The sequence below is a fragment of the Flavobacterium sp. genome (genome assembly GCF_027490375.1).
Taxonomy (GTDB): domain Bacteria; phylum Bacteroidota; class Bacteroidia; order Flavobacteriales; family Flavobacteriaceae; genus Flavobacterium.
The window spans coordinates 1-25,635 of sequence record NZ_JAIXYH010000050.1 but is presented as its reverse complement, the minus strand read 5'-3'; the positions used below and the strand labels follow the sequence as shown (position 1 = coordinate 25,635).

The 25,635-nt window shown below is 40.2% G+C and carries 21 protein-coding genes; 10 read left to right on the top strand and 11 right to left on the bottom strand.

Going from position 1 to position 25,635, the window contains the following annotated elements:
- Window positions 1–27 precede the first annotated feature (27 nt).
- From Q0064_RS06160 to Q0064_RS06135, 6 genes are all read right to left on the bottom strand, one after another.
- Window positions 28–2,274 (bottom strand): choice-of-anchor L domain-containing protein, encoded by a 2,247-nt coding sequence (locus Q0064_RS06160; RefSeq protein WP_298145858.1) that lies wholly within the window; start codon window positions 2,272–2,274, stop codon window positions 28–30.
- A 343-nt stretch (window positions 2,275–2,617) separates the two neighbouring features.
- The gene (locus Q0064_RS06155) at window positions 2,618–3,451 is read right to left on the bottom strand and encodes an ABC transporter permease (protein ID WP_298145856.1); all 834 of its coding nucleotides are present in this window, start codon (window positions 3,449–3,451) and stop codon (window positions 2,618–2,620) included.
- Complete coding sequence (locus Q0064_RS06150) at window positions 3,451–4,350, bottom strand: ATP-binding cassette domain-containing protein (protein WP_298145868.1); 900 nt, start codon at window positions 4,348–4,350, stop codon at window positions 3,451–3,453. The genes Q0064_RS06155 and Q0064_RS06150 overlap by 1 nt, the downstream gene beginning before the upstream one ends.
- Before the next feature lie 976 nt (window positions 4,351–5,326).
- Window positions 5,327–5,719 carry a hypothetical protein gene (locus tag Q0064_RS06145; RefSeq protein ID WP_298145853.1) on the bottom strand — a complete coding sequence of 131 codons (393 nt, stop codon included), beginning with the start codon at window positions 5,717–5,719 and terminating at the stop codon, window positions 5,327–5,329.
- A gap of 44 nt (window positions 5,720–5,763) precedes the next feature.
- A complete protein-coding gene (locus tag Q0064_RS06140) occupies window positions 5,764–6,822 on the bottom strand; it encodes a nucleoid-associated protein (protein ID WP_298145850.1) in 1,059 nt (352 codons plus the stop codon).
- Window positions 6,823–6,840: 18 nt separating this feature from the next.
- Window positions 6,841–7,380 (bottom strand): hypothetical protein, encoded by a 540-nt coding sequence (locus Q0064_RS06135; RefSeq protein ID WP_298145847.1) that lies wholly within the window; start codon window positions 7,378–7,380, stop codon window positions 6,841–6,843.
- Between the two features lie 607 nt (window positions 7,381–7,987).
- Here Q0064_RS06135 and Q0064_RS06130 point away from each other — a divergent pair.
- The 7 genes from Q0064_RS06130 to Q0064_RS06100 all read left to right on the top strand — a co-directional run bounded on the left by Q0064_RS06130 (window position 7,988) and on the right by Q0064_RS06100 (window position 16,137).
- Entirely contained in the window at window positions 7,988–8,677 is a 690-nt protein-coding gene (locus tag Q0064_RS06130) for a hypothetical protein (RefSeq protein WP_298145844.1), read from the top strand.
- Window positions 8,677–9,276, top strand: coding sequence for a hypothetical protein (locus tag Q0064_RS06125; RefSeq protein WP_298145841.1), 600 nt, complete (start codon window positions 8,677–8,679; stop codon window positions 9,274–9,276). The genes Q0064_RS06130 and Q0064_RS06125 overlap by 1 nt, the downstream gene beginning before the upstream one ends.
- Window positions 9,277–9,390: 114 nt before the next feature.
- Entirely contained in the window at window positions 9,391–10,461 is a 1,071-nt protein-coding gene (prfA, locus tag Q0064_RS06120) for a peptide chain release factor 1 (RefSeq protein WP_298145838.1), read from the top strand.
- Window positions 10,462–10,472: 11 nt separating this feature from the next.
- The gene (gene pyrF / locus Q0064_RS06115; RefSeq protein WP_298145835.1) at window positions 10,473–11,297 is read left to right on the top strand and encodes an orotidine-5'-phosphate decarboxylase; all 825 of its coding nucleotides are present in this window, start codon (window positions 10,473–10,475) and stop codon (window positions 11,295–11,297) included.
- 929 nt (window positions 11,298–12,226) lie between these two features.
- Window positions 12,227–14,143 carry an AAA family ATPase gene (locus tag Q0064_RS06110; protein WP_298145832.1) on the top strand — a complete coding sequence of 639 codons (1,917 nt, stop codon included), beginning with the start codon at window positions 12,227–12,229 and terminating at the stop codon, window positions 14,141–14,143.
- Window positions 14,144–14,317: 174 nt separating this feature from the next.
- Complete coding sequence (locus Q0064_RS06105; protein ID WP_298145830.1) at window positions 14,318–15,400, top strand: ATP-binding protein; 1,083 nt, start codon at window positions 14,318–14,320, stop codon at window positions 15,398–15,400.
- Window positions 15,397–16,137: a DUF4276 family protein gene (locus tag Q0064_RS06100; RefSeq protein ID WP_298145827.1), complete on the top strand. Its 741-nt coding sequence runs from the start codon at window positions 15,397–15,399 to the stop codon at window positions 16,135–16,137. The genes Q0064_RS06105 and Q0064_RS06100 overlap by 4 nt, the downstream gene beginning before the upstream one ends.
- A gap of 488 nt (window positions 16,138–16,625) precedes the next feature.
- Here Q0064_RS06100 and thrC read toward each other — a convergent pair whose 3' ends face one another.
- From thrC to thrA, 3 genes are read right to left on the bottom strand one after another with little or no spacing between them, the layout of a single operon-like run.
- On the bottom strand, window positions 16,626–17,909 hold the full coding sequence (gene thrC / locus Q0064_RS06095; protein ID WP_298145824.1) for a threonine synthase: 1,284 nt from the start codon (window positions 17,907–17,909) through the stop codon (window positions 16,626–16,628).
- Window position 17,910: 1 nt separating this feature from the next.
- Window positions 17,911–18,840: a homoserine kinase gene (locus Q0064_RS06090; RefSeq protein ID WP_298145822.1), complete on the bottom strand. Its 930-nt coding sequence runs from the start codon at window positions 18,838–18,840 to the stop codon at window positions 17,911–17,913.
- Window positions 18,833–21,271, bottom strand: a complete 2,439-nt coding sequence (thrA, locus tag Q0064_RS06085) for a bifunctional aspartate kinase/homoserine dehydrogenase I (RefSeq protein ID WP_298145819.1) — start codon at window positions 21,269–21,271, stop codon at window positions 18,833–18,835. The genes Q0064_RS06090 and thrA overlap by 8 nt, the downstream gene beginning before the upstream one ends.
- 255 nt (window positions 21,272–21,526) lie before the next feature.
- Here thrA and hutH point away from each other — a divergent pair, with 255 nt between their 5' ends.
- Together hutH and yaaA are read left to right on the top strand one after the other, a co-directional pair.
- Window positions 21,527–23,032 (top strand): histidine ammonia-lyase, encoded by a 1,506-nt coding sequence (gene hutH, locus Q0064_RS06080; RefSeq protein WP_298145865.1) that lies wholly within the window; start codon window positions 21,527–21,529, stop codon window positions 23,030–23,032.
- A 2-nt stretch (window positions 23,033–23,034) separates the two neighbouring features.
- Window positions 23,035–23,793 (top strand): peroxide stress protein YaaA, encoded by a 759-nt coding sequence (gene yaaA / locus Q0064_RS06075; RefSeq protein WP_298145817.1) that lies wholly within the window; start codon window positions 23,035–23,037, stop codon window positions 23,791–23,793.
- A 68-nt stretch (window positions 23,794–23,861) separates the two neighbouring features.
- On the opposite strand, the gene Q0064_RS06070 is transcribed toward yaaA, so the two are convergent.
- A complete protein-coding gene (locus tag Q0064_RS06070) occupies window positions 23,862–24,428 on the bottom strand; it encodes an aminodeoxychorismate/anthranilate synthase component II (protein ID WP_298145814.1) in 567 nt (188 codons plus the stop codon).
- 30 nt (window positions 24,429–24,458) lie between these two features.
- The gene (locus Q0064_RS06065) at window positions 24,459–24,824 is read right to left on the bottom strand and encodes a hypothetical protein (protein WP_298145812.1); all 366 of its coding nucleotides are present in this window, start codon (window positions 24,822–24,824) and stop codon (window positions 24,459–24,461) included.
- A gap of 340 nt (window positions 24,825–25,164) precedes the next feature.
- On the opposite strand from Q0064_RS06065, the gene Q0064_RS06060 reads away from it, so the two are divergent.
- Window positions 25,165–25,635 (top strand): DUF4397 domain-containing protein (locus Q0064_RS06060; protein ID WP_298145809.1); only part of this gene is annotated, 471 nt, incomplete at its 3' end.

The following is a 25,635-nucleotide window of genomic DNA, read 5'->3' as shown; positions in this document are numbered from 1 at the left end:
CTAGCAAGATTCCAAAAGTAAAGAATTTTAGCGCTTCAAGGTGAAATGTCCTTTAATTTGGCTACCTGTTTGTAAGAAAATACTGAACCAGTAGTCGTCTGATGGCATTGCTACACCTTGAAAACGTCCGTCCCAACCTGTCTGGTTTGGCGTAAAGCCGAAAATGATTTTTCCGTAGCGATCAAAAATTAAGATTCGTTCAATCTGATTGGTAAGTATGCTATTTTTAATCGACCAAATATCGTTGATGCCATCGCCGTTTGGTGTGAAGAATCGCGGATAATCTAAAACGATAAATTCGGCTGTGCTGTTGTCGCAACCATACAAATCAACGACTGTAGCTGTGTAGATTCCCGCAGCTAGGTTTGTAAATACCGGACTGCTCTGAAAATTTACGCCGTCGATCGAAAACTCATAATTGCCTAAACCCGAAAAATCGATAGTGGCACTGTTTTGCGCTCCTGAAAAACTACTAACGGAAACAGTACGAATGACTGCCGGATTCGACTCAATGACTTCGAATGTTTTTGATGCCGTACAACCGTTTTGGTTTTCGAACGTTAGCGTATACGTTTGTGGTGTGTTAACGCGGATTTCACGATTCGTTAAACTGCTGTTGTACGACCATTGGTAGTTGGTAAAACCCGTTGGACCGGTTAATACCGCAAAATTTCCTGTACAAAAATAAATCGTTTCTGATGTTGTAAAACTATCAGGTATGTAATCGATATTAATTTCGATAGGAACGATATCAAAACAGTCGATTCCGTTATACAATCGCGCATAGTACGTTTGATTGTTTGCGATATCGTTGGTAATACTACCCGAAATTTCTTGAGTTTCCCAAAGAGCGTTGTTTACACTGGGAAAGAATTTTACGGTTATGTTCGTTGGTAAACCCAACAGTACAGCGGTTGTGGCTAAGTCGGCTAGGTTGAAAGTCGTTTTGCCGTCTTTTGTTGAGTCGGTATCGCAAAGTACGTAAGAAAGTGTTGCGGCATTTCGATCGGTAGCGCCAACCAAGTTAACGGTAGTTGTGGTTTCGCAACCAAAGCTGTTTTTGATTCGCGCAGTTATGGTTTTTGGAAAACTGGTTGTGTACTGTGCCGGATTGGGAATGGGTGTTGTAGCAGAAGCGTCTTCAAAGTAAACCGGACTCAATAATTCCGGATTTCCGCTGGTTAAAAGATTGTTTACTAAGTTTAAATTAAAGGTCGTTTGGCCGTCGGAATCGGGATCGCACTGACGCAAAGTAACGGGAGCTACGGCAGGAATGCTGCTGTAATCCACTTCAATACGACCAGTAACCACACAGCTACCGCTATTGATACTTGCTTCTACTTCGTAAACACCGGGAGCAGTTACGGTGAATTGCGGCGTTGTTACCGATTGCAAGGCTCCGTTTCGGTACCACGCGTAGGAAACCGAACTGCCGACTTGAGTGGCATCGAGATTGAGCGTTTGTCCGTCGCAAAGCGGATTTCCATTGGCGCGCGTGCGGTCGACACCGAGATCGGTGACTGCCTCAAAACTACCTGCTTCTAAGAAAATTGCCGAATCGTATAAGTTGTTTCCCTGATCGGCGATAACGAGTTTAATGTGATAGCTTTCGCCGGGAATGACATTCGCTTTTGCGGTGAGCGGAACGGTTTGTCCATTGAAATTTGTTGCGCTGTCGCTTCCGTTATATCCCTGAAAATACTGTTCGTTAGCCGGCGGACACACGGTACCGCTGCCGCGAACGGTATTTACACGAACGGGAATGTCGGTTCCGGGAACAACGGCTAGATTTTGGTAAGGTTCGCTGCTGTTGTTTCGCTTAAGCAGAAAGGCAAAGCCGTCGGTGAAATTGCACTGATTGGCACTCGGATTGGTCAGATATTGCTCGGACGCCAGCAAATAGCGAAACGAAATAGCGGCTGATAAGGATACAAAATCGAATTCGAGCACGGTTGCATTGATGCTGTTTCCCACATTTAGCGCGGCTTCCAAATCGTTGTCGCCGGGCCAAGCGGTACTGCCTTCGCTGAGCAAACTGGAATTTGGACCTACTGCCGAATTTGCGTTTCCGGTACTGAGAATGATGCCTTGTGTAAATGGGAAATTAACGGGATTGGCGGTAAAAAATCCGGTGGTTTGAAATGTATCGGCTGTTGAAGTGGTGATTGATGCGTTTGAAATGGTTAAACACGGATTGTTAACCAAAATATCTTGTGCTAATTGCTGTGCATTATAATTGGTATCGACTGTGATGGTCTGAGCCGCAAGTATCACAGTGTAGCAAGATAAAACGAACGTAAGAAATGCCTTTGAACAACGAATCATAGCGAGTGCAAAGATATTACAAAAGCTCGGTTATTTAGCTGCAACGCTTACTAACGCAGTGTTAAAGCTTTTCGCCTTGGGTGACGCATTGCTGTTACTAATTTTCGCACAAGGGATTGCCGCGTAAATAACGTGCAAAGAAAACCGCTGTAAACCCAGTTGGGCACGGCGACAAAGTGAAGCCCGTGCGCGGCTGTGGTTGAAGCGGTTTTTTTAAGCGGTATTGCAGCAGAAAGCCCGACCCGCCGCAGCAGCATTCAACTGATACTTTGCGGCGGGATGTGCCCAAAAATTACAAATCGCGGCGCTTTAAAATACGGTAACTGCCTATGATAAAAACAACAGTCCAGCAAAGGCTAATTGCGGCAGCCGAGTAATTTACGTCGAATTTTTTATCGGCTTCAATTCCAACTTGAGCACCCATTTGTTGCACAGCCGACAAGCGCGAAATAGGCTCAACGATGATATCGGACATGGCATTTGTTGGCGCAAATTGCATGATTGCGTCGGCTGTTTCCATGTCTAAAACCTTGAATCGCAATATGAGGTGTAGAATTATTGTTACAATGTAAAGTAAGATGAGAAACCCAAGTGCAAAAGCCGAGCGTTTTACCAGAATTCCGACGAATAAGCACAAGCTAAAGAATGCGGAAAGTTTAATAAAATAGCCGAGCAGGTAGTCCAGATCGGTAATTATGGTTCTAAATTCGGTGAAAGACGAATGGATTAGACCTAAGATAAGCGACAAAAGGAATACAAAAACGGTTGATGCTGCTGCCATTGCAAAGACGGTTAGCACTTTCGATTTTACTAACTCCTTTTTACTTAAACCGTCGATTAAATTTTGTTTGAGCGTTCCGTAACTGTATTCGTTTGCCATCATCGAAACAATAACGATTGCTAGGAAGAACTTGAAATAATCGGCGAAATAGGTGTTGAAATGCCAAATGTATGGGAAGTTAAAAATTCCCATTTCAGCCAGATCCAAATGGAAGAAGCCGACATCGATTTTTATTGCAGTTATTAAGGCGATTAGCGATAAAAGTAAGAAGTATGCGATTGTTAGAGTTCTACTCGGATTGTTTAGCCAAATCTTCTGAAATTCTATAGAAAGTAATCTTTTCATTAGTTCGCGGTTTTTGTTAGCGTGAGGAATTGTTTTTCTAGGCTTGGCTTTTTGAAAGCTAGGTGCGATACGAAAATATTTTCAGAAGCGAGATATTGGTTTAAGTCGGCTGCGGCGACAGACATTGATGTTGTGAAAATGAGCTTATCTTGCACGGATTCGACACTTTGAAAATAGGGATGAAGACGCAATTTTCGTTCGAGTTCGACGAGATCGTTAGCTGCGAGTTCGAAAAATCCGGCGCTTCGTACCATATCGCTCACGGTTCCGGAGTAGAGCATTTGTCCTTTTTTAAGAACGAGGACATGTGAGCATACTTTTTCTACTTCATCGAGCAGGTGCGAAGCAAGTAAAATGGTAGTTCCAGTGCTTGCAATGAGTCGGATGATTTCGCGAATTTGGTGAATTCCTTGCGGGTCTAATCCGTTTGTGGGTTCGTCGAGAATTAGGATTTCCGGATCATTTAACAGCGCCGACGCGATGGCGAGGCGTTGTTTCATGCCGAGTGAAAAGGTTCGGAACTTACTGTTCTTGCGTTCGGTTAGACCAACGACTTCGAGTTTTTCGGCTATTTTGCTTGTGGAAATCCCTTTAATTTTACACACGAGACTGAGATTTTCGGCTGCAGTCATGTACGGGTAAAAATTTGGACGTTCGATAATCGCGCCTACTTTTTTTATTGCCTCGTGCGTTGACTGTGAACCGTCGAACCAGGTAAACTCGCCCGAAGTTTTGTTTACCACGTTTAAGACGATTCCTAGTGTAGTCGATTTTCCAGAACCGTTAGGTCCGAGAATTCCGTACACATTTCCTTTTTTGATTTCAAGCGAGATGCCATTTACGGCGTGTACGAAGCCGTATCGCTTGTGCAGATTTTTGATTGATAGAATTGATTCCACTCCAACTGTTTTGTTCTTACTAGACGAAACACCTAAATAAATGTTACTCACATTTCTTCAATATTTTTTTCAAAAGCCGTCATAACTTCATTCTCTTGTAGTTAGCGAAGAAAAATCGATTTGGGTTTCACGGAAAGAATACACATCTATCTACCTTTTTTTCCTACAAACAGCTTACGTACAGAAAAATCGGTTTTAGGGCGTCCGTAGGTTGTTTTTTAGCGGTGCCGTGCTTGGAACTAAAATTTGCGAAGTTTTTTTACAAGCATTACAAATTCTGTGTTTTAATATTTTCTGTGCAAACAAAACTACAGCAGCGGAGTATCTGTGAATTCTGCGTACTCTGCGTATTCTGTGCGCAAAAATCCCATATTCCACGAGAAAAAACATAACTATTGCTTCGGCGTATCTGTGAATTCTGCGTGTTCTGCGTATTCTGTGCGAAAAAAAACAGTGTATCGGACTTTTTGTGAATGTGGTTGAGGCTGTGCGGAAAACTCCCATACTCCACGAGAAAAAACATAACTATTGCTTCGGCGTATCTGTGAATTCTGCGTGTTCTGCGTATTCTGTGCGAAAAAAAACAGTGTATCGGAGTTTTTGTGAATGTGGTTGATGCTGTGCGGAAAACTCCCATACTCCATTAGAAAAAACACAACTTTAGCTTCGGAGTTTCTGTGAATTCTGCGTATTCTGTGCGCAAAAATCCCATACTCCACGAGAAAAAACATAACTATTGCTTCGGCGTATCTGTGAATTCTGCGTGTTCTGTGCGAAGAAAAGCAAAGTATCGTGTTGTTCATGCTGTGCGAAAAACTCCAAGATGCTGTGCGAAAAAACAAAACGCGCTCCGATTTCTCAAAGCGCGTTTCGTATCTAAAACAAAACACAATTATGGAATAATAACCAACCTAACCACAATAGTTAGATGCTCAGCTCCGAAAAAGGTTGCGTGTTGTTTCATTGGTAAATCGTATTAGTTTTTTACGACAGTTCTTGTGATAAATGTGCCGTCGGGTTTAACGAAATTAAGTGTGTACGTTCCTGCTAAAGTTGGTGCAAATTGATAAGTTCGGGATAAAATCGGCATATCTTGTGTGCAGATACATCCTTCATACTTTGCCGAAACGCGTATGGTTCTCGAATTCCCTTGGGTTTGTTCGTCGAAGGCGTAGAACTGCCCGCAACCGTTATCTACCTGAAACGAAACTTCAAACGCAAAGGTGCCTTCAACCAGAGTAGGTACATCGACAACTTCCTGTACGCCTTCGAGTTGATAGTCGATACAGGTATCTCCATCGGTAGAATCGTCTGTGCAGCTAAACGAAATAGCGACAAATGCTGCTGCAATAAAAAATCTTTTTAACATATTTTTCTTTTTTTAAGAGATGTTCAAGTGGCTAATCGGTTGCGCTAGCTTTTTTGCTCTTTGTTGAAATACACGAGATAATAGTACATCTGTCGTTCTTCGTCCCAACCTTTTTCCACGAATTTTTCTGCACTTTCAGGATTGATGAAATCGAGTTTGATTTGAATGTTAGTATCGAGTTGAATCGTGTTTTTCAGTTTCTTACGTGCATCGGTTACTGCGGCATTTGCAATAGGAAACGAGGTTACGTCTTCGATGCTGTACTTTTCCCCTTTATCAACTTTATAATTTTTGAATTCAGGAATGAGATCCGGATTATCGAGCACTTCATTTAAGAAATTAGTTTCTTCGAAGTTGTCGTTTTTAGCAAAATAGTTCACCGAACGATTCATAAACATAACCTCTTCCTTCTTATCTTCGGCGGGAAGTACGACGTCTTTTGCGAAATCCTGACAGAATTTTAGGTATTTTTTTGTGATGAAGTTTTCGTCTTGGAATACGTCGACATTCAAAAAGTGTTCGAGCCAGTATCGAGCGTCGTAACGATTTGAATCTACAGATAAAATCTTGTATCCTTCTTCTTTTTTGTAGTTAAAAACCAAACAGCCTTTATCGAGTTTGCTAAGGTTAATTCCTTGTTGTAGCAGTAGCGTCAGGTTTTCTTCCTTCTCTTCAAATTGGAGGAAATCGGTTTGAATTTCACTTTTGAATATTCCGATCGCATCCACACGTTGATTGTCGATTAATGCATTGGTAAGGTACGCAACAAACAACTCCCCATTTTTAATGTGCGGATGATTCGATTGTTCGTACAAATGCTGAGCTACTTTGCTTGCTTGATCGTGCGCAGTACTGGGATTATCGAAAATACTGCTGATAATTGTGTACATTTCGTTGTACTCCAAATCTACTTCATGCGCAAATTGGTAGTAGTTTTCTTCTTTTTCGCGAAAAGGTTTAAAGAAAAATTCCTTGATGAGCGGCATCATTTCATCGCTGAGGTTTAACGTGTCTTTAGATAAAAACACACCTTCGTTGCGGCTCTTGTTGCCAATTCTGTGTAGGGAAAGCGATTCTATTTGGGTATTATAGAGGTTTATCATCTGTTTGTGGCAGGTATTTTAGTTCCAATTTTCTTCAAATCCGTAATCTTCAAAGTTTTCGCCGCTGTCAAATTGGTCGAAATCTTCTTCGTCGTAGCCGTCTTCATCAAAATCAAGTAAGTTTTCGCTGTCGTCTACAAATTTTTTCTCAGGTGCCATTGCGGGCATGATTCCGTGCGAGAAAAGCACGTTTGGATAGGTTGTTCCCAGTTCGGGCTCGTCGATCGCAGCCAATTCTACAAAAAACGTCCACATGTTGATGTAATCATACACGTAGATCATTTTCGTCATATCTTCCGAAAACCATTCTGAAATCTGATAATCGGCCATAATCTTTGCCTCTCCGGGCACATCGCCCGTATCAAACAATGAAATTTCTTCACCTTGACTCCACTGATCGTCCGAACTATAAAAAGACGCAGGTTCCATGCCGTCAAAATCAAAGGCATTTACAATAGCATTGTGTAAATCCTCAAGCGAATCCTCGTCAGATATTGCAATATCGCGAAATACATCGTCTTCATCGTCTAAAATGACGCGAAATTTAAATATACTCATCTCTTCAAAAATTGAGGGGCAAATTTAAGAGGTTTTCGTTCGGATACGTGCAAAAAAACAAGAAAACCTCGTCCTCTAAAATTCATGCCGAATTCATCTAAAATTTAACACAAATAAGCAAAAAATTGCCGCAATCGACTACGCAACTTTTTAATTGAAAAAGCATCAATATAACTGTAAATCAATTTTTATTAATTTAAATTACACAAAGGAACACCGTACTAATTAATTCGTTTTCTCGGCTAAGCGTAGTTTGAGCCCATATGTTGAGTTCGTTCGTTCGTAGACGCGTTTAAGAATAGAATAGCTACTTTTGAAAAGTTGTGAATGAATTAAAATCGGGAGTTTTATAAGGTATAATCAGCTAATTCACGTACTAGATGTGTTATTTTTATACGTTCAAATAACTGAGTAAAACTGTTGCGAATTTCTATGCCGCCTTTTTGTTATTAGTAATTTTTTTTATAATGTGGCGTTGATGGGATTTCGGTTTATTCGGTTTGAAATAATAAAATATAATGTTTTAGTAAACTGTACGACGTTATTTTTATTTAGTTTTGGTCAGCGAGTGCTGTTTTGTTAAGTTTTTAAATTTAAATATTTGATTATGAATAAAAAAGTTGTTTTCATTTGTTCCTTCGCGCTGCTGTTCTTGCTCGTGAGCTGTGGTGCCGATTCCATCGAATACGAAGGTTCTAAACGAGTAACCGCCTCGGGAAAGCTGGTAACTTCTACTGGCGCTGCTCTAAATGACGTTGAAGTAGAATTAAACGTCGTTGAACAATACAACGAAGATGTGCTCAATAAAGTTCAAAGTAGAAACGATGGTACCTTTTTAGCCAATTTTCCTATTCCACAAGAAAATCAGAATGTGCAATTTTACGCGACTTTTGAAAAAGAAGGCTACGTGACCAAAGCAATCTATAATACAAGCCTCGACGACATTGAAGATTTAAAATATGACCTTGAAACTGTTAACTTATATCGAATCGACGAAACTGTAGAAGTACGCATGTTTTTTGCTGCTGCTGCTGCAAACAGATTTTTAATTAGCTATGAGATCATTCCCGATGCGGCAGCAGACTTTGAGTTTGCAAATATTCCTGATCCGGATCGCATCGACTGGTCTCAATACGACGGTTTAATCAATTCAACAGAAAGAGTTCTCCTTAAAAATTCCAACATTACCATTAAAACGGAAGTCGAAGTCGAAGTAAATGGGCAAAGAACGATTGAATTAAATACAGTGGTTGTTAATGCAGGTGCCGCTTCTGGTGCTATAAATATTTTGTTCTAATGAGAAAGTTTATCTTGTTGTTAGGAATTATCGCTAGCTGTTTGTCGAGTTTTGCTCAACCATATAGAGGTATTTCTGAAGATTCTATACCTTACGTAAACAATTTCCGTATGCGCATTTTAAAACCAGTAGCCTTTGGCGATAACGCAATAAGCAAAGATACCGACCAAAACTTCGGATTTGGAGCAAATCTTACTCTAGTGAATTTTAAGAAGTTTCACTTCGTTGCGGGTGCTGAGGTGTTGAGCTACTCAGTTACTAACAGCCAGTTTTTAGGACGCTTTAAAACCATTCAAGAAGCACGATTAACTATGCAGGTAGAATACGAAGCCTACATAAAGAAGCAATGGCGCTTGATACCTCTCGTTGGATTAGCCTATTCAAGTTTCGACAATTACAAACCTAGAACGGGCGAATATCGAGGCAATTCTTATTTTATTGGCGGTATCGTTAACTACGGCTTTAATCGCGATTATTCGGTTTCCTTCGGACTTAATTACCTCTATGCAAAGTACAGCATTGATGCTATTGCGAGCCAACAATCGTATCTCGATAGCAGCCATCAACTCGTATTTTCGCTTTCGCTGAATTTCCGATAAGCCGTATTCTGTCGCCAAAAGCCAGCGTACTGATCGGCCGCTGTTGAGTGTTAAGTGTTTCGGAAACTGACGGAAATTCACTAAATTTGCACGCCGAAAAAGAGGCGATTTATCATGCTAGACCGTTTACAATATATCAAACAACGTTTCGACGAAGTTTCCGACTTAATTATTCAACCCGACGTCATTTCCGACCAAAAACGCTATATCGCTCTCAATAAAGAGTATAAAGATTTAAAAGCAATCGTCGAAAAACGCGAAGAGTACATGAATGTCGTTGGCAATATCAACGAAGCAAACGAGATTATCGCCGACGGTTCCGATGCCGAAATGGTTGAAATGGCACGCATGCAATTGGATGAAGCTAAGGAGCGACTTCCGCAACTGGAAGAAGAAATTAAGTTTATGCTGATTCCAAAAGATCCGGAAGACGCTAAAAACGTGATGATGGAAATTCGCGCAGGAACAGGTGGCGACGAAGCGTCGATCTTTGCCGGAGACCTCTTCCGCATGTACACCAAATACTGCGAAAGTAAAGGTTGGAGAACCTCAATAGTCGATACTAACGAAGGTACTGCCGGCGGATTTAAAGAAGTTATCTTCGAAGTAACCGGAGAAGACGTTTACGGAACTCTTAAATTCGAAGCAGGTGTGCACCGGGTGCAACGCGTACCACAAACCGAAACGCAAGGTCGTGTACACACCTCGGCAGCAACTGTAATGGTGTTGCCTGAAGCCGAAGAATTCGACGTACAAATCGACATGAATGATGTTCGTATCGACTACTTCTGTTCGTCGGGTCCAGGCGGTCAGTCGGTTAACACAACCAAATCGGCCGTTCGATTAACGCACATTCCAACCGGCTTAGTTGCCCAATGCCAAGACGAGAAATCGCAGCACAAAAACAAAGACAAAGCCTTAACCGTACTTCGCTCGCGTTTGTACGAGCAAGAACTCGCTAAAAAGCAAGAAGAAGATGCCAAAAAACGTAGTTCACAAGTTAGTTCGGGCGACCGTTCAGCGAAAATTCGCACCTACAACTATGCACAAGGCCGTGTAACCGATCACCGTATCGGACTTACTCTGTACGAATTACAAAATATCATGAATGGCGACATTCAAAAAATTATCGACGAATTGCAGTTGGTAAACAATACCGAGAAATTAGCGGAAGGCGTCATGTAAACAACAAAATCGTGGAGATAAATCAGCTCGTACAGCAAATCAAAATCAAAAAGTCGTTTTTATGTGTGGGTTTAGATACCGATACTAAACTGCTCCCCAAATACTTAGCTGGCGCCGACGATCCGATTTTTGAATTTAATAAAGCCATAATCGATGCAACGCATTTTGTAACTGTGGCATACAAACCGAATGTTGCATTTTACGAAGCACATGGGGAAAAAGGTTGGACAGCCCTTCGAAAAACAGTAACTTACATCAAAGAAAATTATCCTGAAATTTTCACCATTGCAGATGCTAAACGCGGAGATATTGGCAATACAGCCGATATGTATGCACGTGCTTTTTTCGACGATTTGGGCTTCGACAGCGTAACCGTTGCTCCGTATATGGGTCGCGATTCGGTAGAACCTTTTCTTGCACATTCCAACAAACAAACCATTTTACTGGCGTTAACGTCGAATCCGGGCGCTGCCGACTTTCAATTAGGCACAACCGACCAAATAGCGCTTTTCGAAAAAGTTCTCGAAACTTCGCAAACCTATGTTAATGCGCACAATCTGATGTACGTGGTGGGCGCTACTCGTCCGGAGTATTTTCAGCAAGTGCGTAAAATTGTGCCGAATAGCTTTTTGTTAGTGCCTGGCGTTGGTGCTCAAGGCGGTAGTTTGGCCGAAGTTTGTAAGTACGGATTAACCGACAAAATCGGACTTCTGGTAAATGCTTCACGAGCGGTTATTTACGCCAGTTCCGAAGCCAATTTTGCGGAAAAAGCAGGTGAAGCAGCATTTAAACTACAAGAGGGAATGCGAGCAATTTTAAACAAAGCCGGTTTCTAACTTTTTTTTTTTTGAGAAGCGAGAAGCTAGTCCCGATAGCTATCGGGATAGAAGTTAGAAGCTAGACTTCATGATGTTCACCACTAAACGTATCGTTTTTGGGAAGCTAGAAGCTAGACACGAGAAGCTAGACTCCACGACGTTCGCCATTTAACGTATCAGTTTGCCCCCTGAGCCCAAACAACGTTGGTGCCTGAGCTTGTCGAAGGCTAAGCGCAAAGACTTTTAGTATTAAGATCTAAGTATTAAGACTTTGCGACGTTCACCACTTAACGTATCGTATTGCCAGCTTAACCCACGCATCGTCGATGCCTGAGCCTGTCGAAGGCCAGTTTCCTTCTTTCGCTTCTTTCGCTTCTTTCTATTTTTTTCATTTTTTTCATTTTTTTCATTTTTTTCATTCGCAGCTAATCCGGCTGTACGCTATAGTCCGCAAAAAACACGGCGCGTTGCATCGGCGTTTGTATGGTTTCTAAGGTCACCACACATCCACCGTTTCACGCAGCCGTATTTTTCTTACGGGCTGCCGCTGCCATCCAGGCTAGGGCATACGTTACCAAAAATTGATAAAAAAATACCTATAAGTAGGTAGTTTTGGGAGTTACGGACTGTTTACTTTAGCAAACAAAACCCAAATGCGAATGCTGCTTTTTTGAAATATATTTTTTGGAGATTTTACGATTAAAACAGCTTTATTGTTGAGAAATATAATAGTGAATAAGATTACGTTTTAGATTGTAAATTTTGAGATTACACTTACAAATTTCACCTATTGAAAAAACGAAAGATTATAAAAGTCTCGTAGGCGAGAAAAAGGAATTGTTTCCAGTATTTACGGGTGTTTTCGCGAATAGCTCGCTTAGATGAGAGATGAAAACTTTCGTATATTTGGGAGTTACCAGCAATTTTAAGACATCACAAAGACCAATATGAGTGCAGAAATAGACAATTTTTTACAATTTATTGATACAGCAAAAAGAGACTTGAATGTTCATCGCCAAGGTGCTTTTGAACTTGATTGTAATGCCTTGACATTAGACAATATCGACAAAGTTATTTCCTTAACCACAAAATTGGAGGAAAAGGCGGAGCATGGAGAGTTAAAGATTAATTACCTCAATCAATTTCAATCGAACTTAGAAAGTATTTTATCGACATTACCTTTTAGGGGACAACTTAATTCATCATTCTTAGCCCATCAGAATGAGCACTGGAAATCACAGATAAAAAGTAATCTAGAGCAAAATAGTTTAAATATTTCTTCTCTTTATGAACAAATAGAATTCAATATTGATTTCTTTAACAAGATTGGATATTTTGATAGTAATGTTGTTGCAATTGGTGCTAATGGAAGTGGTAAAACAACTTTATCTAATAAATTTAAAACTTATCTTCAAAATAACGGTGTCGTTATATCTGCACAGAGAATATTATTAGTTCCTAAATTTGACTCAATTGCAAATCCTGAAAAAACAGCTACAGACTTAAAACAATATCAACTAAGAGATAAAACAAATAAATCAAATAGTGGATTTGACTATTTACAACAAGAGTTTGGAATTGTTTTAAAGAATCTGCTAGCTGACAATATCTCGGCTGGAAACTCTTATAGAAAAAAGGCAATTGAATCTGTCAACTCTGGAACTACAATCTCTAACCCAGAACTAACTAATCTTGATATTACTTTCCAAATTTGGAATTCACTTATTGAACACAGAACAATTAGCTGTGATGACGGGGTAAACATAACAGCTAAATCTGATGAGGGCAGGTCATATCCTGCAGTTCAAATGAGTGATGGTGAAAAAGTTATGTTATACCTGATTGCTCAAGTTTTACAAGCCCCAAAAGATGGGTTTATTGTAGTTGATGAGCCTGAAATGTATTTACATAAGACAATTCTTAAAAAACTATGGGATTTATTGGAAGCTAAAAGACCAGACTGCATTTTTATCTATTTGACTCACGATTTAGATTTTGCAACGAGCAGAACGACAGCGAAAAAAATATGGATAAAGTCCTTTACGCATCCTGATAAATGGGAAATAGAGGATATTCCAACGGACGAGATTCCAGAGACATTAATGTTAGAATTACTTGGAAGTAGAAAGAACATATTATTCTGCGAAGGAATTAAAGGCAGCATTGATGAACGAATCTATTCTATTTTATTTCCTGAATTGACAATCGTGCCTGTTGGAAGTTGTTTTGATGTAATAAATCACACTAAGGCATTTAACAAATTAAAAAATGTGAATACTAAGTCTTTTGGCCTTATTGATTCCGACCACCACAATGGTGAAAGGCTTGATAAACTTAAGTCTGACGAAGTGTATTCTTTCAAAGTTGCTGAAGTCGAGAATCTATTTTTAGATGAAGATTTTTTAAAGTTATTGGCAAAACAGCTACTGGTTGATGAAGCGAATGTTGAATTTATAAAAGCAGATGTTATAAAAGAACTCGACAAATTAAAAGAAGTACAAGCGACAAATTATGTAAGTATAAAAGTTAATTATTACTTCACGGATAGTGATGTTACAAAGGGAAATGCACTGGCTCAATTAGAAAGCAACTATCAGGACTTTTTAGAGAAAGTTTCAATTAACGATTGGTACACTCAACGATTTGAAGAGTTAAATCAGATGGTTTCATCCTCGGACTATAGCAAAGTACTAGTTTCACTAAATAATAAAGGGATTAGAAGTATTGCTAGTAAGCATTTGAAAATATCTGATTTCACAGACAGGTGTATAAAATTGCTATTAAGTAGTGATGTTGCACAATTGACATTAGCAAAATACTTTCCACAGGAAATAAAAACTGCTGGTACCACGGGTTTGGCGTAATGGCGGTTGACGGATTTCTATTGAACATTTGTACTAAATTGAACGATAGTAATCCTAATCAACGGCAGTGCTAAAATGCCGCCACTACGCAACTTCGTAAACCGTTCGACATTTTTTGACTCCCTGAAGTATAGAAATTATGTTCTATATTTATCTCGATATTATAATTGAGAAATGAAATTAAAAAGTTTATCATACAAAGACAGCAACTGGGAGCTTGAAAATTTACAATTAGGGATTGTCAACCTAGTTGTTGGAAAAAACTCTACTGGTAAAACGAAAACACTTCAAACTATTGATTTGCTTGTAAAAATGATTACTCAAAAAAGAGACTTGAATTGGGGTGGAGATTGGCAAGTTATATTCGAAAATCATAAAGGAGATGAAATTGAATATAGATTCAGTACTAGCTTTGCTAATCATGGGGTTACGTTTGAAAAAATGACCGTTAACGGAGAGTTAGTTTTAGCAAGAAATAGAAAAAATTATGGAAATAGAGTGAAAATAAAAAACTTAAACAATAAAGGATTGTTTGATTACACTTATCCACCCGAAAATAAATTAGTCATTCATACAAATAGAGATATAAAAAAATATCCTTATTTAGAAGATATTGCAAATTGGGCTGAGCAATCTTATGGTTTTAAATTTGGCAATATTAGCCCTTATTCTTTACTTAATAGGCAAGAATATGATTTATTAACTGCAGTTGAAGATATTCCCACTCTATTTAAGTCATTAAAAAAAACTGACAAAGAACAAATTATATCTGATTTTAACAACATAGGATACAAATTAACAGACATTACTATTCAAGATAAAACTGAACTTACAATAATATTTGTGAAAGAAGATGGAATAAGCAAATCAATACCTCATTTTAAACTTTCACAAGGAATGTTTAGAGCATTAGCTGTTATAGTTTATGTTCAATACCTTCTAAGTCGAAAAAGACCAGCCACCATTATTATAGATGATCTTTGCGAAGGCTTAGATTATGAAAGAGCAACTAATTTAGGAAAATTAATATTCTCAAAATGTCTGAATAATGATATTCAACTAATAGCAACTTCAAATGACAGTTTTCTCATGGAGGTTGTAGACCTAAAATATTGGAATATTTTAATGAGAGAAGGGACTAAAGTGAAAAGTATTAATTCGAAATCTGATGCTGAGGCTTTTGAAAATTTTAAATTTACTGGTCTATCAAATTTTGATTTCTTTTCCTCAAATTATTTAATGTCCAAGAACGCATGATTAAAACCGCAATTTTCGTTGAAGGTCAGACCGAACTTATTTTCACAAGAGAACTAATCCTTAAGTTTTTTGAATATCAAAATGTTTGGGTTGAGTGTTATACTTTATTCAATGATCATGATTTAAATCCTACGGAGTATTCATTTGAAAATAGAAGCGCAAATTTATATTTTCAAATTATCAATATAGGAAATGATAAAAAGGTAATTTCTAGTATAATTAAACGAGAGAAATATCTCTTTAGCGATAGTCAAGGCTTTGATAAAGTGGTAGGTTTAAGAGACATGTACTCTAAGGAGTATCGAGAAGCCGTTCAAAATGCAACAATTGATATTGAAATAAGCCAAAAATTCATAAATAATCATCAGCAGACAATTTCAACATTATCATCAAACCCAGAAAAAATCAAATTTCATTTTGCAATTATGGAATTAGAATCATGGTTGCTAGCAATTTCAAATATATTTGAGCGTTTTGATTCTTCTTTGAACTATGAAAAAATTAGAACGGTCGTTAATTTCGATTTACAAAATGAAGATCCAGAAAAATGCATATTCCATCCTGCAAATACCATTGAAAAAATTTTTGAAATAATTGGTGAGACTTATGACAAAAAGAAGGGTGAGGTAAATAAATTTATGGGCAGGATAGATAAGGAACACTTTATAGAGTTACTTGAGAGTAGTAAATGTAGTTCTTTTAATGATTACTGTGAATCTTTACATATTAGAATATAAAACGTCGCACAACAGCAGTAGCTGTTACACAACCTCTTATAAAAAGTAAAAAACATAAATCTTACCAGAAAAAGACCTCTTTAAAAGCGATTCCAGAGCGGCTACTTTTTTCGGTACAATATAAACTTACATTTTAGTGGCTTGAAAAATAGGGAAGTATTGTTTGTGTCCTTTAATTTGAGCGGTTCGTTAGGCAATTTTGTGGGCGACGTTTAGTAAATAAATGGCTTTGTGTTTTTTAAAACGTAATATTGCAATATTACCAAGCGTAAAAAATTGATAATCAATATTTAAATATGAATTTTAAAGTCCGATTTTGCTGATTTTATAATGAAAATCTGTTAGCTTTTTGAAATTTCTAGCACTAATTTTCGCGGTAAGGACAGCAGCGGCATCCTTTTGCCGGAGGTACGAAGGCAAAAGATATAGCGAATGGCCTGACGGCGGTTAGGTTTTTCCACCGAACGTGTGCCGCCGGACCGCCCAAATCAGTGTAATAATTTTGCTTTTAAATCGGCGTAGGTGCTAATGCGCTCGAATTTTTTCTCTAAATCCAGTAGTTTTTGAACCGAGCTTGGGTAGTTGAGTTTTAGCTCTAACGTTTCTTCTACCACATCTGGAAATTTAATCGGATGTGCCGTTTCTAGGAATATACCGTAATAATCGGGATGTGTCTTTTGAAAAGCCCGTAAACCCAAATAGCCCACAGCGCCGTGCGGATCGGCCACATAGCCAAACGTATCGTATAAATCCCGCATTGCCACTTTCGTTTCGGCATCGGTAAAGGCAACCGCCGAAAACAACTGCGCGAGTGTATCGCCGGGAAACAACTCCAAAACGCGAACAAAGTTGCTCGGGATACTTACGTCCATGGCGTTCGAAATCGTCGGAATTGTTGGCTTCGGATCGAGTTCCTTGGTTTGCATGTACCGCGGAACGGTGTCGTTTACATTCGTGGCAGCGATAAAATGCGCAATTGGTAACCCCATTTTTTTGGCGATTAATCCGGCGCAAATGTTTCCAAAATTGCCACTGGGCACGCAAATCGCAAGGTTCTGATTCTTATTTTTTACTGCCGCATACGCTAAAAAGTAGTACATCATTTGTGGCAACCACCGCGCTACATTAATTGAATTGGCCGAAGTAAGTCCCAAATTTTCAAAATCGGAATCTAAAAACGCGCGTTTAACCATGGCCTGACAGTCGTCGAAACTACCGGCAACGGCGAAAGCTTTTACGTTTCTTCCCAGAGTCGTCAATTGCCGTTCTTGAATGTCGCTCACTTTTCCTTCCGGATATAAAATAGCTACTTCAATTCCCGAAACGTCTAGAAACCCATCGGCAACCGCGCCACCGGTGTCGCCAGACGTAGCCACCAAAACCGTGTTGTGCACTGAAGTTTGCTTTTTGTTGAAGTAGGCGAGGCAGCGCGACATAAACCGAGCTCCAACGTCTTTGAACGCCAGTGTTGGTCCGTGAAATAACTCAAGAACCGCTGTATTTTCGTCGAGTGGCACCAACGGAAAATCAAAACACAAGGTTTCGGTAACGATTTGAAGAAGCGATGAATCGTCGATTTCAGGCGCTAGAAATGGGCGAATTACCTCAAAACCAATTTCTTCTTTAGACAGGTTTGTTATTTTTTCGAAAAAAGAAGCGGGTAGTTGCGGAATATCCGTCGGGAAATAGAGTCCGTTATCGGGTGCTAGTCCGCGCCTGACGGCAGTTTCAAACGATACGGCCTCACCGCCTTGTAAGCTGCGATAGTTCATTTTAAATTAGTTCAGTGCCTTTGGCGTTAACTTGTGATATAAATACGTCGGCTTCGATGTTGTTGAGCATGTAGCTTAATTTCCAGGCGCGACCTACCTCTTGTGCGCTTGTTTTGCCTTCGCAGAGTGCATAAATCGACGGTCCGGAACCGGAAATACCAACGCCGAGGGCTCCCGATTTCAGCGCTTCGCTTTTGGCTAACGAAAACAAAGGAATTAGTTTTTCGCGGTGTGGTTCGGCGATGACGTCTTGCGTAGCGCGTCCGAGCAGCAGATAATCTTTCGTATGCAACGCATGTACAAATGCAGCGAGGTTTCCGGATTGCTGTACCGCGGTTTTCAAAGGTAGTTGCGCGGGTAAAACGGCACGCGAATCGGCTGTGCGCAGTTCGATTTTTGGGTGTACTAGCGTAACATATAAATCGTCGGGCGCATCAATTCGCAATACTTCCAGCGGATGATATCCTTTCACAATCGTGAATCCACCGAGTAGGGCAGGAGCCACGTTGTCGGCGTGAAAGGCTTTGCTGGCCAATACTTCGCCTTGCATCGCAAACGGAATTAAATCGCGTCGGTGCAACGGCGTTCCCAACAATTTATTGATGCCGTAAACCGCTCCAGCTGCACTTGCGGCCGAGCTTCCAATACCGCTGCCGGGTTTAATCTTTTTATCGATTTCGATTTCAAAGCCAACTTTGGGTTTTAAGAAATTAAGAAGCGAAACCGCCGCAACACCCGCAACGTTTTGTTCGATTTCCAAAGATAAATCGGCGCCAGAAATACGTTTGATGCGCACGCCGGGCTCGTCGGTAATGCGTATGGTCATTTCATCGCCAACGCCTTTTAAGCATAATCCCAAAACATCGAAGCCGCAGGATAAATTGGCAACAGTAGCCGGACAAAAAACTTGTACTTCTTCAAATTTAGACATTGGCAATACGAATTACATCGGCAAAGATACCCGAAGCAGTTACAGCTGCACCAGCTCCGGCACCTTTTATGATTAAGGGTTGGTCTACGTAACGATCTGTGTAAAACAAAACAATGTTGTCTTTGCCTTGCAAATTATAGAAGTCGTGCGTGGCCGGAATTTCCTGTAAACCAACTTTTGCTTTTCCGTTTTCAAATTCGGCTACGTATTTCAAGCGGCAGCCCTTTTCAGCAGCTTTTCGGTACAAATCGGCAAAATGCTTGTCGTGTTTTTTAAGCGATTCAAAAAATGCAGGAACGCTGGTTGTTTTCAAACATTCGTCGGGCAAAAACGAAACGTTATCAATGTCTTCAATTTCCATCGCATAGCCGCTTTCGCGAATGAGGATGAGAATTTTTCGCGCCACGTCGATGCCGCTGAGGTCTATTTTGGGATCGGGTTCTGTAAAACCTTGCACGCCTGCTTCTACCACTATGTCGTGGAAATTATTGGTTTCGTTGAAGTTGTTGAAAATGAAATTCAAACTTCCGCTCAGAACGGCTTGTATTTTATTGACTTTATCGCCGCTGGTAATCAAGTGCTTTAAGGTGTCGATAATCGGTAAGCCCGCGCCCACGTTGGTTTCAAACAGAAATGGTGCGCTGTATTTCCGTGCAAGCGCCTTTAAACGACTGTAATTTCCGTACTCGGAAGCACACGCAATTTTGTTGCACGTAACTAGGGCGATGTTCTTTTCAAGATAGTTGGCGTAGGTTGCTGCTACAAGTTCGCTAGCGGTATTATCAACAAAAATGGCGTTTCGCAGGTTAGCATCGATAGCTTTAGCGATGAACTGCTCCAAATCGGCAGCTTTTCCTTCTTCCAATTTGTTTTTCCAGTCTTTAAGCGGAATTCCATCTAAATCGAAGTACATTTTTCGCGAATTCGAAATGCCCACCAATCGCAAGTTTATTTTCAATTGCTCGCGCAGGTATTTGCGTTGTTGGGTGAGCTGTTCCATAAACTTTTCGCCAACATTTCCCACGCCCATTACAAATAAATTCAGCTGTTTGGTGTTGTCTTCAAAGAAACGCTCGTGCAAGGTATTGAGTGCTTTATTTACGTCTTTGTCGCCAATAACCACGGAAATATTCCGTTCTGAAGCACCTTGAGCAATAGCGCGGATGTTTACGTTGTTTTTACCTAAAGTGGAGAACATTTTCCCGCTAATTCCTTGGTGATTTTTCATTTTTTCGCCTACAAGCGCCACGATACTCAATTGCGTTTCTACGATTGTGGGATCGATTAACGACTGCGCAATTTCAATTTGAAACGCTTTATCGATGGCTTGTTTGGCAATTTTGGCTTCGGCTTCGGTGATGCCCACACAAATCGAGTGTTCTGAAGAAGCTTGCGTAATAAAAATAGCACTGATGTTCTCTAATGATAACGCTTCGAATAGCCGTTTTGAAAAACCAGAAACGCCAACAATTCCGCTGCCTTCAACCGTTAGCAAAGCGATGTTTTGAATGTGCGTGATTCCTTTAATCGGATTGGCATTTCCTTGAATTTGGTCGGAAATACGTGTTCCCGGGTGTTCGGGTTCGAAGGTATTTTTGATTAGAATCGGAATCGATTTATTCAATACCGGTTGAATAGTTGGCGGATAGAGAACTTTCGCGCCAAAATGCGATAATTCCATAGCTTCATGATACAAAATCTCACTAATCGGCAGTGCTTGTTTCACAATTTTCGGATTCGCGGTGTACATGCCGTTAACATCGGTCCAGATTTCCAAGACTTCTGACTCGAGCGCGGCTGCGACTATGGCTGCGGTGTAATCGGAACCGCCTCTTCCTAAAGTAGTTGTATGTTTTTCGTGAGAGGAAGCTACAAAACCGGGCAGCAAATAAATTCCGTCGGATTTTAGTGCTTTTTGAATTTGGTAATTGGTAATTTCGAAATCCACTTTTGCTTTACCAAATTTACTATCGGTTGTAATAATATTCCGACTATCGACGTACACCACGCGATCGAGCTGTTGCTGGAAAGCTTTTGCGATAATTGTCGACGACATAAGTTCGCCCATGCCCGAAATGGCATCCGAAGTACGATCGGATAACTCGCCCAGTAAAAACACGCCTTTGAGTAGGGTTTCTAGTTGGTCGAAATGTTGGTGTAAAGCAGCTTCGGCTTCCGATTTTAGAGGTTGTTGTAACAGGGCATCTACAGCTTCGAGATGCTTGCTCTCTATTTTGCGAATTTCCGTTTCGTACAATTTCAAGCCTTGTGCCGCTAATTGTGCCGCATTGAGCAGTAAATCGGTAACACCTCCCAGTGCCGAGACCACCACGGCCAATTTCTTTGTTTCTTGCTTCTTAACTATGTCGATTACCAATTGAATATTCTGCGCATTGGCAACCGATGTTCCTCCGAATTTTAGCACTTTCATAAGCGTTGTCCTAAGTTTGTAACTTTTCAAAAGTAAAATAATAGTTGTATGCCTAAAATCCTTTTAAAACTTTTACGAATTTGTTAAATTTAAGTAGAAAATAAGGTCTGTTTGTTATAATAATAAATTTTTAATAGCCGGAAATTACCAGATTACGAACGGCTTGAAAAATTTTCGGTGCGTAATAGCATAAAAACTCCTTAAAAAATTTGCAGCATGCATATTAATACAGACTTTTGGAATAGAGAATTTACTATGGAATCTATACATTACATCAGTTCGAAAACCCTTACTATTGCTCAGGTTGTTCATATTATTGAGAACGATTTAACCATCGATTTATCTGAAGAAGCAAAGGGGAATATCAATAGAAGTAGAAATTATTTAGACGAGAAGCTCCGCAACAGCGAACAACCGATTTATGGAATAAATACCGGATTTGGTTCGCTTTGTAATGTGAAAATATCCGAGGCCGACTTATCGACTTTACAAGAAAATCTAGTTAAAAGTCATGCTTGTGGCTTAGGGAAACACGTTCCGTTGGAAGTTATTCAACTGATGTTGTTGTTTAAAATTCAGTCGCTTAGTTATGGAAATTCAGGCGTGGCGATTGAAACGGTTGAGCGTTTGGTGCAGTTTTACAATTCGAAAGTCTATCCCGTTGTTTACGATTTGGGATCATTGGGCGCATCGGGCGATTTAGCTCCGCTGGCGCATCTGGTTTTGCCGTTGTTTGGCGAAGGTTCGGTTTGGTTTGATAACAAAATTTACGCTTCCGCAGAAATTAATGCGCGTATGGGTTGGGAACCTATTCGATTGCAAAGTAAAGAAGGTTTAGCGCTGTTAAACGGCACGCAATTTATGGTGGCGTACGGCGTATATGCCATTATAAAATCGTCTCGATTGAATTATCTCGCCGATCTGGTTAGCGCTATGTCGCTCGACGCGTTTAACGGCCGCATAGAACCGTTTCACGAACTCATTCACTTGGCTCGACCGCATAAAGGGCAAATCGAAACGGCGGCGCGTGTACGTTCGTTTTTGAGCGATAGTATTCAGATGCAAAATTCGCCTAAACAGGTTCAGGATCCGTATTCTTTTCGCTGTATTCCGCAGGTGCACGGCGCATCAAAAGATGTCTTAGACTATGTGAAAAAAGTGTTTAAGACGGAATTGAATTCGGTTACCGACAACCCAAACATCTTTGTTGATGAAGATTTGATTCTGTCGGGTGGAAATTTTCACGGACAACCCTTGGCGATGGCACTCGATTTTCTTGCGATTTCGATTTCCGAACTGGGAAGTATTAGCGAGCGACGTATTTTTCAGCTCATTTCCGGATTGCGCGAATTGCCAGCGTTTTTAGTGGGAAATCCGGGTTTAAACAGCGGATTTATGATTCCGCAATATACCGCGGCAGCCATCGCAAGTAAAAACAAGCAATTGGCAACTCCGGCCAGTGTCGACAGTATTGTTTCCAGCAACGGCCAAGAAGATCACGTATCCATGGGTGCGAACGCTGCGGTAAAAACGCTCGAAATTATTGAGAATGTGGAGCGCATTCTCGCTATTGAATTGTTTAATGCGAGTCAGGCGCTTTTGCTTCGTAAACATCAAACCGGAAATGCTTTAGAAGCTGTGTTGCGCGATTTCAGAACCTTGGTGCCGAAAGTAGAGAACGATATCTACATGCATGAAGCTATGGTAAGCAGTGTTCGTTTTATTCGAAATCTCAAAATCGACGAATCGCTATATAATTAACTATGAAAATTTTATTGTCTCCGTCAAAGAGTTTGTTAGAAGCGGGTGAATATCCGAATTTTGATTATAGCAGTCCGCAGTTTTTAACGAAGTCAAAAAAAGTTAACCAAGCGCTTAAAAAGTTAAAGCCAACGGATTTAATGGCGCTTCAAGACATTTCCGATAAGTTGGCCGAACTCAATTACCATCGAAATAAGTCGTTTAAACCGCCTTTTTCTTCCGAAAATGCACGTCCGGCTATTTTTAGTTTTAGTGGCGATGTTTACGACGGCTTACAAGCACACACGCTATCTACTGAAGTGCTTTCTCGACTTAACGAGCGCATTATGATTTTGTCTGGTTTGTATGGAATTCTAAAACCATTTGATTTCATGCAGCCGTATCGATTGGAAATGGGAACTTCACTGGGAGTAGGGGAAGCCAAAAATTTGTATGAGTTTTGGAAGAAGGATGTAACCGCTTACGTGAAAAAGCAGCTTTCGAAAGACGAGTTACTGGTTAATTTGGCGAGTAAAGAATATGCCTCGGCGGTCGATTTAAAAGCCTTTAAAACGCAAGTAGTGGAAGTTGATTTTAAAGATTTTCACAACGGTCAACTTAAAATGATTTCTTTTTTTGCGAAGAAAGCTCGTGGCATGATGGCGCGTTTTTTAGTTGAAAGCGAAGCGGAATCTTTAGACGACATCAAACTTTTCAATTCGGAAGGTTACGCCTTTGATGAAGCTTTATCAAACGGTAATAAGCTCGTTTTTACGCGATAGATTTTTTCTATATCAATAATTTAAAATAATGTTTTTCAGAATCTTGAATAAGATTACCTGAACAAAAACTACAAGCTAATCCAATTTTTGAGAATTTGCATTCCGTGTTCGCTTAAAATGCTTTCAGGATGAAATTGAACGCCAAAGACAGGTAAATTTTTGTGCTCGAAAGCCATGATGGTTCCGTCGGAAGTTTGAGCGGTGATTTGCAGTATTTCGGGAAAATTGGTTGATGAAGCCGCCCAAGAATGATAGCGTGCTACATGGAATGTTTTTGGAAGTCCACGAAAAAGCTTGTTTTCCTGCGTTTGCGTCATTAAATCAGCATAGCCGTGGTGCACCTGAAGTAAGTTGACTAAACTGCCTCCAAAATGCGTCACAAGCGCTTGTAGACCCAAGCAAACACCTAGAACTTTTTTGGCGGTAACGATTTCCGAAATAATCGGAAGTAAATTCCCGGCATTTTCCGGAAGTCCTGGTCCGGGCGAAAGCACTACACAGTCGTGTGTGTTTAGTAGATCGCGGTATGGTTCGTCGTTTTTCAGAACCGTAACTTGGCAATCGAGCGCTTCAAAGTAGTGAACTAAATTGTACGTGAAGCTGTCGTAGGAATCAATAAGTAATACTTTAGTCAAAGTGATTTAAAAATCTGGTATTGAATTCGTTTACTCTTTTATAGAATTCAGATTTTTCATGATTTCATCCAAGCTTTTTTCGATTTCTTTATCGCTGTATTGCGAACGAATCAGTTTTTCGGTTTTTCCGCTGGCGAGGTAAGCCGCCTCGGCAATTCTTAGCTTTTCTTTCTTTTCCGCGAAGGCGATCGAAGCACTTTCATACAGGCGGTGTACGTCGGCACGTAAGGCAAGAGCTGTAGCTAGCGCTGCATTTCGGTCGTTCTTTTTTAATTCAGTTTGTATTTTTTCTTTTTGTTTTTCGATGTCCTTAATCACCGCTGCTGTCACAGGACTTTTCTGTGCAAACGAAACAACACTAAACAATAAGGCTAGAACTGCAATAAACTTTTTCATGACGGAATATTTCATGTCAAAAATAAGAAAGGAATCGACTTAAAAACCACAATAGCATAATTATCTATTCGGTGCTTTAAGGATTCGATACGCACAATGTATGATACAGCAGGAATCGTCTTTTTATTAAGTAGAATATAACAGTTTCTTAGATTAAGATTAACAATAGTCTAAGCAACTATCAAGTCTGAAACCACTCTCTCGTTTAGCAAAGTAAGTTGAGTGAGGCTTGCGAATAAATTAAGGTTTGCTATTCTGCGCAAAATGGTGAGTCAAAATGAATTCGTTTCCTTTTTCAATTCTCTTGCTAAAACCATCAATAACAACAAAAAAAAGTATTATGAAAAAAGTTACAAGTTTCGTTTTCTTGCTTTTTCTTTTTTACGTGCAGGGCAATTATGCTCAAACCGCACGTTTACAAGTAATCCACAATTCACCAGACGCTGCTGCTGCAGAAGTTGATGTGTACATCAATGGCGAATTAGAGTTGGACAATTTTGCCTTTAGAACCGCTACTCCGTTTATCGACGTTGCAGCTGGTGTGCCAATTAGCATTGACGTTGCTCCAGCATCAAGTTCTTCTGCTGCCGAATCGCTTTACAACTTAACAACGACGCTAGCTAACGGCGAAACGTACATTGCCATCGCAAATGGTATTGTGAGCGAAACCGGTTACACCAATCCAGATTCGTTCTTGTTGAGCGTTTTTGCCCTAGGTCGTGAAGAAGCTAGTTCAGCTACAAACACCGATGTTTTGGTTAACCACGGATCGCCAGATGCGCCAGCTGTTGATGTGGTAGAAACTTCGACT

What these genes read in the sequence shown, in the direction of transcription:
- Q0064_RS06155 (WP_298145856.1), bottom strand. Translation starts at nt 3,451, where the DNA reads ATGAAAAGATTACTTTCTATAGAATTTCAGAAGATTTGGCTAAACAAT.
- Q0064_RS06145 (WP_298145853.1), bottom strand. Translation starts at nt 5,719, where the DNA reads ATGTTAAAAAGATTTTTTATTGCAGCAGCATTTGTCGCTATTTCGTTT.
- Q0064_RS06140 (WP_298145850.1), bottom strand. Translation starts at nt 6,822, where the DNA reads ATGATAAACCTCTATAATACCCAAATAGAATCGCTTTCCCTACACAGA.
- Q0064_RS06135 (WP_298145847.1), bottom strand. Translation starts at nt 7,380, where the DNA reads ATGAGTATATTTAAATTTCGCGTCATTTTAGACGATGAAGACGATGTA.
- Q0064_RS06130 (WP_298145844.1), top strand. Translation starts at nt 7,988, where the DNA reads ATGAATAAAAAAGTTGTTTTCATTTGTTCCTTCGCGCTGCTGTTCTTG.
- Q0064_RS06125 (WP_298145841.1), top strand. Translation starts at nt 8,677, where the DNA reads ATGAGAAAGTTTATCTTGTTGTTAGGAATTATCGCTAGCTGTTTGTCG.
- prfA (WP_298145838.1), top strand. Translation starts at nt 9,391, where the DNA reads ATGCTAGACCGTTTACAATATATCAAACAACGTTTCGACGAAGTTTCC.
- Q0064_RS06110 (WP_298145832.1), top strand. Translation starts at nt 12,227, where the DNA reads ATGAGTGCAGAAATAGACAATTTTTTACAATTTATTGATACAGCAAAA.
- Q0064_RS06105 (WP_298145830.1), top strand. Translation starts at nt 14,318, where the DNA reads ATGAAATTAAAAAGTTTATCATACAAAGACAGCAACTGGGAGCTTGAA.
- Q0064_RS06100 (WP_298145827.1), top strand. Translation starts at nt 15,397, where the DNA reads ATGATTAAAACCGCAATTTTCGTTGAAGGTCAGACCGAACTTATTTTC.
- thrC (WP_298145824.1), bottom strand. Translation starts at nt 17,909, where the DNA reads ATGAACTATCGCAGCTTACAAGGCGGTGAGGCCGTATCGTTTGAAACT.
- Q0064_RS06090 (WP_298145822.1), bottom strand. Translation starts at nt 18,840, where the DNA reads ATGTCTAAATTTGAAGAAGTACAAGTTTTTTGTCCGGCTACTGTTGCC.
- thrA (WP_298145819.1), bottom strand. Translation starts at nt 21,271, where the DNA reads ATGAAAGTGCTAAAATTCGGAGGAACATCGGTTGCCAATGCGCAGAAT.
- hutH (WP_298145865.1), top strand. Translation starts at nt 21,527, where the DNA reads ATGGAATCTATACATTACATCAGTTCGAAAACCCTTACTATTGCTCAG.
- yaaA (WP_298145817.1), top strand. Translation starts at nt 23,035, where the DNA reads ATGAAAATTTTATTGTCTCCGTCAAAGAGTTTGTTAGAAGCGGGTGAA.
- Q0064_RS06065 (WP_298145812.1), bottom strand. Translation starts at nt 24,824, where the DNA reads ATGAAAAAGTTTATTGCAGTTCTAGCCTTATTGTTTAGTGTTGTTTCG.